Here is a 10353-nt window from a genome sequence, read left to right as displayed (position 1 = left end):
CAGGTCTGCGGTACTGCCATCCGCCGGTGCTGCCATCCACCGTCTGGCATCCATCCTGCCCACCGCGCCGTCAGCACGCACACACCGGAGACCAAGCATGCTGATCCAGGAAGTCCTGACCGACATCCCTCCCGAAGAAGTAATCCAGCGGGCGCGCGAGTGGTTCACGCTGCGAATGACGCAGTACGCCGGGTTCACGGAAGATTCCAGCGACCATCACCTGAAGCTGATGAGCGAGGCCGCCGACATCACCATCGGCACGGGGACGCAGGACGGGCGCACGCTCGTTCGCGCCTCTACCTCGCGGATGCACCACGAGGTTTCGCAGTTCCTGGCCACGCTGGCGCCGGCCGAGGAAGTGCGCGAAAACGTGCCCGGGCCCGGCGTCTCCGGCGCGGGCTGACCCCTTCCCCGCCCCGCGCTCTGAACCCGCGCGGGGCGGCGGTGTAGTGGTGCGGGGCGGAGCGCGATCCCCAGTGACTTTCGCACTCTCGCACTTCGCACTTTCGCACTCGCCGTCATGATCATCCGATCCCTCTTCTTCGCCTCGTACCGCGACATGGCCGGCGCCGACGAGCTGGCGCTGGAGCTTCCGGCGGGCGCCCGCGTCGCGGACCTGGTGGGGTGGCTCCGTGCGAGCGGTGGCCTTTCGCGTATGCCGGAGGCTCCCGTCGTGGCCGTCAACATGGACTACGCCCCGCTGGCGACGGAGCTGCGCGACGGCGACGAGGTGGCGTTCATTCCGCCCGTGGCCGGGGGCTGACGTGCCCGAGAGCTTCGCCCTGGTGACGCCCGATCCCATCGACCCGGCCCGCCTGCTGGACGACACGCTGTCGCCGGACGACGGGGCGGCGCTGCTGTTCTGGGGCGTGGTGCGCAACCAGAACGACGGGCGGCCGGTGAGCCACCTGGAGTACTCGGCGTACGCGGAGATGGCGGAGCGCGAGATGCGCCGCATCGCCGACGAGGCGCGCGAGCGGTTCGGCACGGGGAGCATCCGGGTGATCCACCGCATCGGCTCACTGGCCATAGGCGAGGCGAGCGTGGCCATCGCCGTCGCCTCACCCCACCGGGCCGAGGCGTACGAGGCGTCGCGCTACGTGGTCGAGCAGTTGAAGCAGCGTGTGCCGGTGTGGAAGCGCGAGGGTTACGTGGACGGGGATACGGAGTGGGTGCCGGGCTTTACCCCCGCGGTCCGGGAGATGGCGTGAGCCGGCTGGTGCAGCTCGGCCCGCTGCCGGTCGCTTCCGAGCGTCCCATCCCCGAGTCGGGCCCCATGACGGACGGCTTCGGGCGGCGCATCGAGTACCTGCGCATCTCCGTCACCGACAAGTGCAACCTCCGCTGCGTGTACTGCATGCCCGAGGAGGGGCTGCCCTGGCTGAAGCGCGAGCAGATCCTGCGCTACGAGGAGATCGCCGAGATCGTGCGCGTGATGGCGGACCAGGGCCTGCGCCGCATCCGCATTACCGGCGGCGAGCCGCTGGTGCGCCGCGACCTGCCCTCACTGGTGAGGATGATCCGCGCCGTTCCGCAGATCGAGGACGTGGCGCTTTCCACCAACGCCGTCCTTCTCCACGAGATGGCGAACGAGTTGCGCGACGCCGGCGTGGATCGCGTGAACGTGTCGCTGGATTCGCTGCGGCCGGATCGCATCGACGCCATCTCGCGCCGGGCGGGATCGGCGGAGGGGATCTTCCGCGGGCTGGAGGCGGCGGAGCGGGCGGGATTCGCGCCCATCAAGGTGAACTGCGTGGTGATGCGCGGCCGCAACGACGACGAGGTGGCGGATTTTGCGGCCATCACCCGCGAGCGGCCCTGGCACGTGCGCTTCATCGAGGTGATGCCCACGGGCGAGAACCTGGGCGTCTCCGCCGACGAGTTCGTCTCGTCCGACGAGATCCTGGAGAACATCGGGCGGATCGGCGACCTGCGGCCGGTGGCCGGTCCGGCGGGGAACGGGCCGGCGCGCTACTACGCGTTCGATGGCGCCGCGGGAACGGTGGGTGTCATCACGCCCATGAGCCACAATTATTGCGATCGCTGCAACCGCATGCGGCTGACGGCGGACGGGCAGCTGCGCCCCTGCCTTTTCGGACACGCGCAGACCAACCTGCGCGATCCCCTGCGGCGGGGCGAGCCGCTGGAGCCGCTGATCCGCCTGACGCTGCGCATCAAGCCCGAGCGCCACTGGCTGGTGCAGGGCTCCGACGCGGGATCGGGCGGGCTGCTGGCGCTCTCCCAGGTCGGCGGCTGAGTCCCACGAGCTTGCGACCGAGCGGCGGCGGACGAACAAAGTCCGCCGCCGCTCGTCTTTTCTACCGGATTCTGATGATGCTCCCGATCGCCAATTCCATCGACGTCGCGTTGTACGAACCGGAGATCCCGGGCAACGCGGGCGCTGTCGCCCGGTTGTGCGGCGCCACGGGCTCGCCGCTGCACCTGATCGGTCGGCTGGGGTTCTCGTTCACGCACCCCAAGGCCAAGCGCGCGATGATGGACTACTGGCAGCACACCCAGTGGCACCATCACCTGCAATGGGAGGATTTCACCGCGGCGACCGAGGGGCGGCGCGTGTGGATGCTTACCACCAAGGCAACGCGGACGCTCTGGGACGCGTCGTTCCAGCCCGGGGACGTGCTGCTGTTCGGCCCCGAGTCGCGCGGACTGCCCGAGCACCTGCTGGCGGCCGATCCCGAGCGGTGCATCCGCATTCCCATGCTCCCCGTGGCTCGCTCGCTGAACCTGTCCACGGCCGTGGGCATTTCGCTGTTCGAGACGTTGCGGCAGGTGGGTTGGACCCCGGCTGGATCGGCTGAGACGGAGGCGTCATCCGGGGAGTGAGGCGGCCGCAAGTGTGGACGGGCGAATGAATTCGCTGCAACAACCACACGAAGTCCGCCTTCGCGGACTGGCTTCTTGGGGTGCACGGGAGGACGGTGTGGCGCGCTCGGAGTCTGGTGCGGGTGCAGGTGAGCCCCCGGCAGTTTGGAGGCTTTCCGCTTGTCTTACGGCGATGTCATCCGCTCCTTTTGCACGGGCGATCAAACCCGCCGAAGCACTCCTGTCATCCCGATGGAGCGGCCCCGGCGAACCTTCCCGCACGCCGAGAACGGCAGCGACTGAGGGATCCGCCACACACTCTCCTGATCGCGCCGAACCCTTCAACGCACCGAGCCGCACCTCTCACCGCCCGTGAACGGTGAAGCCTCGAACGGCGGCGCGTCAGTGCGCCGTGTCGGGGGCTTTCCGCTGATCCAGCCGCGGGTTCGCCCTGCCCCGGGCCGCACGGTGCAGAGGACGACTTCTGGATGAGCGGCGCTCATGGTCCGAGTGTCCGGAATCGGCTTGACGCACGGCGATTCCGCCGGTATTCTGCGCTGTTTTCCCCCTTTCGCCTGGGGATGGAACCGGGCGCGCTCACGCTACCTGAGGATCGGGTTTTCATATGGCTACGCAGGGCAAGGACACCGACGTCGTATTCCTTTCCGCCAAGCGCACCGGCATGGGGACCTTCGGCGGCTCGCTGAAGGACTTCAGCGCCACCGACCTGGGCGTGTTCGCCGCCAAGGCCGCGCTGCAGGAGTCGGGGGTGCCGGCCGAGGAAGTGGGCCACGTGGTCTTCGGGAACGCGCTGCAGACCTCGTCCGACGCCATCTACCTGGCCCGCCACATCGGGCTCAAGGCCGGGCTCCCGCTCGACACACCCGCGCTGACGCTCAACCGCCTGTGCGGCAGCGGCTTCCAGGCCATCATCAGCGGCGCCATGGAGATCATGCTGGGCGAGGCCGAGGTGGCGCTGTGCGGCGGCACCGAGAGCATGAGCCAGGCCCCCCACGTGCTCCGCGGCGCCCGCTGGGGCAGCCAGCGCCTGGGCCCCGCCGGCCAGTACTACGAAGACCTGCTGTGGGAGGCGCTCACCGACACCTTCGCCGGCTGCTCCATGGCGGTGACGGCCGAAAACCTGGCCGACAAGTACGGCATCACCCGCCAGCAGGTGGACGAGTACGCCCATCGCTCGCAGACGCTGGCCGGGCTGGCGTGCGAGCAGAAGCGCTTCGACGCCGAGATCACCCCCATCACCCTCAAGAGCCGCAAGGGCGAAACGCAGTTCGCCTGCGACGAGCACATGCGCCCCGACACCACGCTGGAGTCGCTGGGCAAGCTCAAGCCGTACTTCAAGGAGGGCGGCACGGTGACGGCCGGCAACGCCTCGGGCATCGGCGACGGCGGCGCGGCGGTGATGATCGCCAGCGAGGCGTACGCGCGACGCAACGGGCTGAGCCCCATCGGTCGGCTGGTGTCGTGGGGGATCGCGGGGGTGGAGCCCAAGCACATGGGCATCGGGCCGGCGCCGGCGTCGCGCGTGGCGCTGAAGCGGGCCGAGATGGACGTCGGCCAGATGGACCTGGTGGAGGTGAACGAGGCCTTCGCGTCGCAGTACTGCGCGGTGGAAAAGGAACTGGGCCTGGACCGCGAGCGGACGAACGTATCCGGCGGCGCCATCGCCATGAGCCACCCGCTGGGCATGAGCGGCGCGCGCATTACCGTGCACCTGCTTCACGAGCTGCGGCGCCAGGGCAAGCGCTTTGGCCTGGGCACGGCCTGCATCGGCGGCGGACAGGGGATCGCCCTGGTGGTGGAGGCCTTCCCCGCCGCGGGCGAGCAGGCCATCGCGGCGGATTGACACTGGCTTCGCGTGACTGACTCCAGCGGCCCTCCGGGCGGGAGCAACCTTCCCGCGCGCCGCCTTTCCAGCAGCGAGCTGGAGGCGGTGATCCGCCGCGCCGTGGAGATCCAGTCCGCCACCGGCGCCCCCGACGAGGGGATTTCCGAGGGCGAGGTGCTGCGCATCGGGCAGGAGCTGGGGCTGGACGCGGTGACCGTGCGGCGCGCCATCGTCGACGTGCGCGGGCGCGCGCCGGAGGAGACGGGTGCGCTGGCGCGGGTGATGGGCCCCGGCGTTGTGCGTGCGGCGCGGACGGTCCGCCGTCCCCCCGCGCAGGTGGGGCTGCTGCTGGAGGAGTACCTGCTGGCCTGCGAGTACATGGTGGTGCAGCGGCGCTTTCCCGACCGCACGCGCTACGTGCGCGCCACCGGCGTGGGCGCCACCTTCGGGCGCGCGGCGCAGAAGTTCGGCTCCAAGCACAAGATGCTGGAGCTTCAGCAGCTGGACGTGGCCGTCTCCGCCATCGACGACTCCACGGCGCTGGTGGAGCTGTCGGTCGATGTGACCTCGGAGCGGGGCGTTACGGCCATCGTGGGGGCGAGCGTCGGCGGCGGCGCGGGGATCAGCGCCGCCGTGTTCGCCATCGCCACCACCATCCCGGATCCCCTCGCACTCGTGGGCCTGCCGATCGCGGCGGGGATCATCGCGGGGATGCGGGGCATCTTTGGCGTGGTGCGCCGGACGACGCAGGAAAAGCTGGAGTCGTTCCTGGACCGGCTGGAGCACGGCGAGCTGAAGGTGCCCGGCCGGGGCGGGGGCGGAGACGGCGGGGGCGGGATCACCATCGGCCCGCCGGGCTTCGGCATCCGCATTGGGCCTGGCGGCCCGCGCGGGCGGCGGTAGACGAACAGCTGGGCGCTTCGGCGCCCTTCATCCAACGAAACACTTTCGAGTTCATCCTGAGGGAGAGATCCGAATGGCGGAGATCAAGCGGGTCGGCGTGCTGGGGTGCGGGCTGATGGGCAGCGGCATCGCGCAGGTGGCGGCCGCGGCGGGGTACGAGACCATCGTGCGCGAGGTGTCTGACGAGGTGTGCCAGCGCGGGATCGGCGGCATCGGCAAGCAGCTGGGCAAGTCGGTGGACAAGGGCAAGCTTTCCGCCGAGGACCGCGACGCCATCGTCGGCCGGCTGCGCGGAACGACGAACCTGGAAGACCTCAAGGACTGCGACATCATCATCGAGGCCGTGGTCGAGGACCTGGCGGTGAAGAATGAGATGTGGCGCACGCTGGACGCGGTCTGCGGGCCCGACACCATCTTCGCCAGCAACACCTCGTCGCTGACCATCGCCGACATGGCGGCGGCGACCAAGCGGCCGGAGCGGATGGTGGGGCTTCATTTCTTCAACCCCGTGCCGGTGATGAAGCTGGTGGAGGTGGTGAAGACCATCGCCACCGACCCCGCGGTGTTCGACACGGCGTTCGCGTTCGCGAAGTCGCTGGGCAAGGAGCCCATCGTCTGCAAGGACAACTCGGGGTTCGTGGTGAACCTGCTGCTGGTGCCGTACATGATGGACGCCATCCGCGCGCTGGAGCAGGGCGTGGCCAGCATCACCGACATCGACAAGGGGATGCAGCTGGGCACCGGCTACCCGATGGGGCCGTTCGTGCTCAGCGATTTCGTGGGGCTGGACACGCTCGACAAGATCGGCGGCATCATGTTCGAGGAGTACAAGGAGAAGCGCTACGCCTCGCCGCCGCTGCTGAAGCGCATGGTTTCCATGGGCTACTTCGGCCGCAAGTCGGGCAAGGGCTTCTACGACTACTCCGGCGAGCAGCCGAAGGCGATGAACCTGGTGTAGGTCGGGACCGCAGTCGGTGATGACGACGGGGGCGCCGCGATTTCACGGCGCCTCTCCTGCACAAGTATATGCGCCCTCAGATTTGAGCACTGATGCCTGTACCGACCTACGACAAGTTTATCGAACCAATCCTGCGCCACCTCGCGGCGCATCCCAGTGGTACCTCTGCGAAGGAGGCGCACGAAGCGGCCGCGAAGGTCTTGGGTCTCTCGGAAAGCGACCGGCAGGAGCTGTTACCGAGTGGTCGCCAACTTGTCTACAAAAATCGGGCAGGTTGGGCACATGATCGCCTGAAGCGGGCGGGTCTTTCAAGCAGCCCCAGGCGAGGCTTTTGGAAGATTACACCTCAAGGTCTCGAGTTCGCACGGATTCATCCTTCTCCCCTCGCTGACCGGGACGTCCAAGTACTCGCTTTCGAGTACATGGACGTTCCACTGCGACCCGATTCGCTCGGTGAGCTACCACTGCCCCCACCCGCGTTGCCTGGTATGCCGTCGCGGGATGCGCTCGCGAGCCCAGATGACCGGCTCGAAGAAGCACTCGCCGAGTTGCGCCGCACGTTGACGGCGGAGGTGCTCGACGCCTTGGCTTCTGTCTCGCCGTCGTATTTCGAAACGATCGTGCTGGATCTCCTACACCGGATGGGATACGGCACGAGCCGGACGGACTTGCAGCGCGTCGGCGGGAGTGGAGATGGTGGCATCGATGGCGTCATCTCCCTCGATAAGCTTGGTTTGGAGAAGGTTTACGTACAAGCCAAACGCTGGCAGCAGACGGTTGGCAGGCCGGAGATCCAGGCGTTCTATGGGGCACTTGCGGGACAACGCGCCAACAAGGGAGTGTTCATCACAACGTCCGTCTATACGCCACAAGCGCTCGATTTCGCCCGCTCCGTAGAAAGGATCGTACTTGTTGATGGGAAGCGCCTCGCAAGCCTGATGATCGATCATGAAGTCGGCGTCTCGGCTCGAATCATCAAGGTGCCGAAGCTTGATAGCGACTACTTTGACGAAGAATCCGTGTAAGCGACCGCGGAGATAGCACTGGTACCAGCATGTTTTCCTGCTCACACGCTGCCCTTTGCTTCGGCCCACGTTTGCGCAAGCACCAACGCCGCCCGCAGATCGGTACCGAACTCTAGAACCGCTTCCGCCAACTGCATATCCATCGCGAGTTCGTCCGCAGGAGCATAGCGGGCTAGCTTAATGGTCGAGTTCGCGACGGCTTCGAACGCGCCGAAGCGGTCCGCCAGCATCTCCAGCAGGCGCATCGGTGACGCGAGTTGTGGCTGTTCACCAATCATGAGCATACGACCTCCACAGGTGTGAGACAGTTCGGCGCGCCCGAATACTAATACTATAGTCTCTAGTACAAAAGTACTAGTCGCGCGACTCTGGTTCGGTCTCTCACGACTGGAGCCAATGGACGCGTTCGAGAAGGTGCTGGGGCGAGTGATCGCCCAGCGGCGGAAGACTGTGGGGATGTCCCAGGAGGCGGTGGCGTTCCGCTGCAAGCTCCACCCAACCTACATCAGCCAGTTGGAGCGCGGGCTGAAGTCACCGACGATCAGAGTGCTTCGGCTTATCGCTGAGGCGCTCGACACAAGTGCTTCCGAACTGCTGATGGCGGCAGAGTCGGAGGGTGCCAATCGCCCGGTAGACGAATGATCTTCCGTTGCACGCAGCGCCTGCTGAAAGGCACCAAGCTGCCCGTCATCGCCCAGCCGCTGGAGCCCGCCACGCCGTTGGGCGAGTGGTACGTGAACATCGTGCCGGTGCCGTTCGCGGGGCGCTCGCTCGTGCTCTACACGAACCCTACCACCCTGGTCTGCGTAGTCGCTCCAGGGCGCGCGCTGCACACCACCCTCCCGACATTCCGTACGCGACTTCCGGCTCTGCTCCGGCGGCTGGAACTACCGGGCGAGTGGATCGACACGCAGCTAGGTAATCTGAGCGAAACCATCGTAGCGCGGACGAACAATCGGCGGGTGCTCGGATCGATGAACGACCTGGCGACGCAGATCTGGTTCGAGGCGGAGCGGTATCGGTCGTTCGAGGGCATCGATCTGGATAGGCTCGAGGTGAAGCTGGCTGACAATCCCCACGGGATGCTCGGGTACAAGGATGCCACATGGGTGCTCGCCGAGTTGTCCGGGGTTGTTGAACCACGTCCTTTTCCGCATCGCCCTTCCCCGCCACGCGCGGCCGTCGAGCTCCGGACGCCCGGGTTCGACTTGCGTGTACGCCCCGCGCTCGGCGACGCGGTTTTGAACGAGCTTTTCGCTGCCGCGTGGCCGGCCCATGTGGCACGCGGCTTCGCGGATGTGTTCAGCCGGAGCTTGGCTTGGGTCGGCGCGTACGCAAGCCAGCAGCTGATCGGCTTCGTGAACGTGGCGTGGGACGGTGCGGCGCATGCGTTCCTGCTGGACACGACGGTGCACCCGGATCATCGACGGCGCGGAATTGGGACGGCGCTTGTGCGGCAGGCGGTTGCGGCAGCCCGTGAGGCCGGTGCAGAGTGGATTCACGTCGACTACGAGCCCCGCCTGGAGGATTTCTACGAAGGCTGCGGATTTCGTCCGACGGCGGCAGGACTGATCCACCTCACCCGCCCAGCGCCCTGACGTGGAGACCGGCATCGGGTTGCGCGCGGTTTCGTAAAAAATAAGGGGGCGCCCGGGTTGGCGGGGACATCCGATGCCGCCCTACTCTCTTAGGATCAGCGAAGATGAAGGTTCTTGTTTTCGGCGCGACGGGGGCCGCGGGCGGAAGCGTGCTGCGGGCGTGCGCGTCGTCGCCCGGCGTGGATGAGGTACGCGCGATTGCACGGCGTCCGCCGGCGTCCGCGAGCGACCGGGTACGTGTGTTCATCCACGATGACTTTCTGGATTACTCCCGCGTGGAGGAGGCGTTCAGGGACGTGGATGCATGCTTCTGGTGCCTGGGCATCTCCGCCACGCAGGTGCCGGACGAGGCGGCGTATCGCGTGATCACGCATGATTTTGCGGTTGCCGCGGCGCGGATGCTGGCGCTGCACAGCCCGGGGGCCGCGTTCCACTTCGTCAGCGGGCAGGGCGCGGCGCTGCATAGCCGCATGATGTGGGCGCGGGTAAAGGCGCAGACGGAGCAGGACCTGATCAGCGGCTTCGGCGCGGTGTGCTGGCGTCCCGCGTTCATCGACGGGGCGGATTCGGCGAACGCTCCACGGTTTCTGCAGGTGATGCGGCCCGTTTTCCGCCTCCTGCGGCCCTTCCGCGGGCTCTACGTGGCGGGCGAAGACATCGGCCTCGCGATGATCCAGGCTACGGCGGAGAAGCAGCGGGCGCGGATCATCGACAATCGCGAACTCCGCAGCCTGGCGGGCCGCCAGCGGCAGTCTGCGGCGCGCGGCGCCTGATTGGCATTTGCGTTCCGCACCTCTGATCACGGTCGGTTTCCATCCCACCCCGACACGACTTGCTTCTCCGGCACCGCATTTCCGCCGTCTTTCCGCGCACGCGAAACCGGGCGCACTCGAAAACGTACGGACGAGGGTGTGGGCGCCTTCTGATCCGGAGGAGAGATGGAGATTCTAGTCGAGATTGTCATATGGGTCCTCGCCGAGTTGCTGATCCCGTGTGTCGACTGGCTTCTGCGCCCACTGGCGAATGCACTGCGGTCGGCATACGGAGGGCGAGTGCTCACCGCCGTCTGGCTGGCGTGCGGGGGATGCTGCTGGCTGGCGTGGCGGTTTGACGTCGCTGCGGAGCGTGAGTGGGTGGTCGGCGCCGCCGGGCTTGCCGCCGTCGGCGCACCCGCTTTCGCGATGCTTTCATTCCTCGTCT

14 protein-coding genes and 1 pseudogene are annotated in these 10353 nt (G+C 67.3%); 14 read left to right on the top strand and 1 reads right to left on the bottom strand.

What is annotated here, in order from left to right; translation table 11 throughout:
- Positions 1 to 97: 97 nt before the first annotated feature.
- From VIB55_RS18595 to VIB55_RS18555, 9 genes are all read left to right on the top strand, one after another.
- Positions 98 to 403, top strand: a complete 306-nt coding sequence (locus VIB55_RS18595) for a hypothetical protein (RefSeq protein WP_331878169.1) — start codon at positions 98 to 100, stop codon at positions 401 to 403.
- 117 nt (positions 404 to 520) lie between these two features.
- Complete coding sequence (locus VIB55_RS18590; RefSeq protein WP_331878168.1) at positions 521 to 763, top strand: MoaD/ThiS family protein; 243 nt, start codon at positions 521 to 523, stop codon at positions 761 to 763.
- Between the two features lies 1 nt (position 764).
- Complete coding sequence (locus VIB55_RS18585; RefSeq protein ID WP_331878167.1) at positions 765 to 1211, top strand: molybdenum cofactor biosynthesis protein MoaE; 447 nt, start codon at positions 765 to 767, stop codon at positions 1209 to 1211.
- Complete coding sequence (moaA, locus tag VIB55_RS18580; protein WP_331878166.1) at positions 1208 to 2257, top strand: GTP 3',8-cyclase MoaA; 1050 nt, start codon at positions 1208 to 1210, stop codon at positions 2255 to 2257. Before VIB55_RS18585 ends, moaA begins: the two co-directional genes overlap by 4 nt.
- 74 nt (positions 2258 to 2331) lie before the next feature.
- Positions 2332 to 2844: a tRNA (cytidine(34)-2'-O)-methyltransferase gene (locus tag VIB55_RS18575; protein WP_331878165.1), complete on the top strand. Its 513-nt coding sequence runs from the start codon at positions 2332 to 2334 to the stop codon at positions 2842 to 2844.
- 604 nt (positions 2845 to 3448) lie between these two features.
- Positions 3449 to 4687 carry an acetyl-CoA C-acetyltransferase gene (locus VIB55_RS18570; protein ID WP_331878164.1) on the top strand — a complete coding sequence of 413 codons (1239 nt, stop codon included), beginning with the start codon at positions 3449 to 3451 and terminating at the stop codon, positions 4685 to 4687.
- A gap of 12 nt (positions 4688 to 4699) precedes the next feature.
- On the top strand, positions 4700 to 5572 hold the full coding sequence (locus VIB55_RS18565; protein ID WP_331878163.1) for a hypothetical protein: 873 nt from the start codon (positions 4700 to 4702) through the stop codon (positions 5570 to 5572).
- 73 nt (positions 5573 to 5645) lie between these two features.
- Positions 5646 to 6530 carry a 3-hydroxybutyryl-CoA dehydrogenase gene (locus VIB55_RS18560; RefSeq protein WP_331878162.1) on the top strand — a complete coding sequence of 295 codons (885 nt, stop codon included), beginning with the start codon at positions 5646 to 5648 and terminating at the stop codon, positions 6528 to 6530.
- Between the two features lie 92 nt (positions 6531 to 6622).
- Entirely contained in the window at positions 6623 to 7555 is a 933-nt protein-coding gene (locus tag VIB55_RS18555; protein WP_331878161.1) for a restriction endonuclease, read from the top strand.
- Between the two features lie 41 nt (positions 7556 to 7596).
- Here the strand turns inward: VIB55_RS18555 and VIB55_RS18550 are convergent, their stop codons facing one another.
- Positions 7597 to 7839, bottom strand: a complete 243-nt coding sequence (locus tag VIB55_RS18550; RefSeq protein ID WP_331878160.1) for a hypothetical protein — start codon at positions 7837 to 7839, stop codon at positions 7597 to 7599.
- Positions 7840 to 7951: 112 nt separating this feature from the next.
- On the opposite strand from VIB55_RS18550, the gene VIB55_RS18545 reads away from it, so the two are divergent.
- The 5 genes and pseudogenes from VIB55_RS18545 to VIB55_RS18530 all read left to right on the top strand — a co-directional run.
- Entirely contained in the window at positions 7952 to 8197 is a 246-nt protein-coding gene (locus VIB55_RS18545) for a helix-turn-helix transcriptional regulator (RefSeq protein WP_331878159.1), read from the top strand.
- Positions 8194 to 8640, top strand: a pseudogene (locus tag VIB55_RS25670) (DUF6933 domain-containing protein); the annotation flags it as partial. The gene VIB55_RS18545 and the pseudogene VIB55_RS25670, both read left to right, overlap by 4 nt.
- Positions 8641 to 8763: 123 nt before the next feature.
- Complete coding sequence (locus VIB55_RS25545; protein WP_349263051.1) at positions 8764 to 9153, top strand: GNAT family N-acetyltransferase; 390 nt, start codon at positions 8764 to 8766, stop codon at positions 9151 to 9153.
- A gap of 104 nt (positions 9154 to 9257) precedes the next feature.
- A complete protein-coding gene (locus tag VIB55_RS18535; protein ID WP_331878157.1) occupies positions 9258 to 9926 on the top strand; it encodes an NAD(P)H-binding protein in 669 nt (222 codons plus the stop codon).
- A gap of 165 nt (positions 9927 to 10091) precedes the next feature.
- Positions 10092 to 10353: hypothetical protein (locus tag VIB55_RS18530; RefSeq protein ID WP_331878156.1), on the top strand; the 262-nt coding region annotated here is incomplete at its 3' end.

This window comes from Longimicrobium sp., from assembly GCF_036554565.1.
Classification (GTDB): Bacteria; Gemmatimonadota; Gemmatimonadetes; order Longimicrobiales; family Longimicrobiaceae; genus Longimicrobium.
This window is presented reverse-complemented; position numbering and strand designations above follow the sequence as displayed.

What these genes read in the sequence shown, in the direction of transcription:
- VIB55_RS18595 (WP_331878169.1), top strand. Translation starts at nt 98, where the DNA reads ATGCTGATCCAGGAAGTCCTGACCGACATCCCTCCCGAAGAAGTAATC.
- VIB55_RS18535 (WP_331878157.1), top strand. Translation starts at nt 9,258, where the DNA reads ATGAAGGTTCTTGTTTTCGGCGCGACGGGGGCCGCGGGCGGAAGCGTG.
- VIB55_RS18590 (WP_331878168.1), top strand. Translation starts at nt 521, where the DNA reads ATGATCATCCGATCCCTCTTCTTCGCCTCGTACCGCGACATGGCCGGC.
- VIB55_RS18560 (WP_331878162.1), top strand. Translation starts at nt 5,646, where the DNA reads ATGGCGGAGATCAAGCGGGTCGGCGTGCTGGGGTGCGGGCTGATGGGC.
- VIB55_RS18550 (WP_331878160.1), bottom strand. Translation starts at nt 7,839, where the DNA reads ATGCTCATGATTGGTGAACAGCCACAACTCGCGTCACCGATGCGCCTG.
- VIB55_RS18575 (WP_331878165.1), top strand. Translation starts at nt 2,332, where the DNA reads ATGATGCTCCCGATCGCCAATTCCATCGACGTCGCGTTGTACGAACCG.
- VIB55_RS18545 (WP_331878159.1), top strand. Translation starts at nt 7,952, where the DNA reads ATGGACGCGTTCGAGAAGGTGCTGGGGCGAGTGATCGCCCAGCGGCGG.
- VIB55_RS18555 (WP_331878161.1), top strand. Translation starts at nt 6,623, where the DNA reads ATGCCTGTACCGACCTACGACAAGTTTATCGAACCAATCCTGCGCCAC.
- VIB55_RS18570 (WP_331878164.1), top strand. Translation starts at nt 3,449, where the DNA reads ATGGCTACGCAGGGCAAGGACACCGACGTCGTATTCCTTTCCGCCAAG.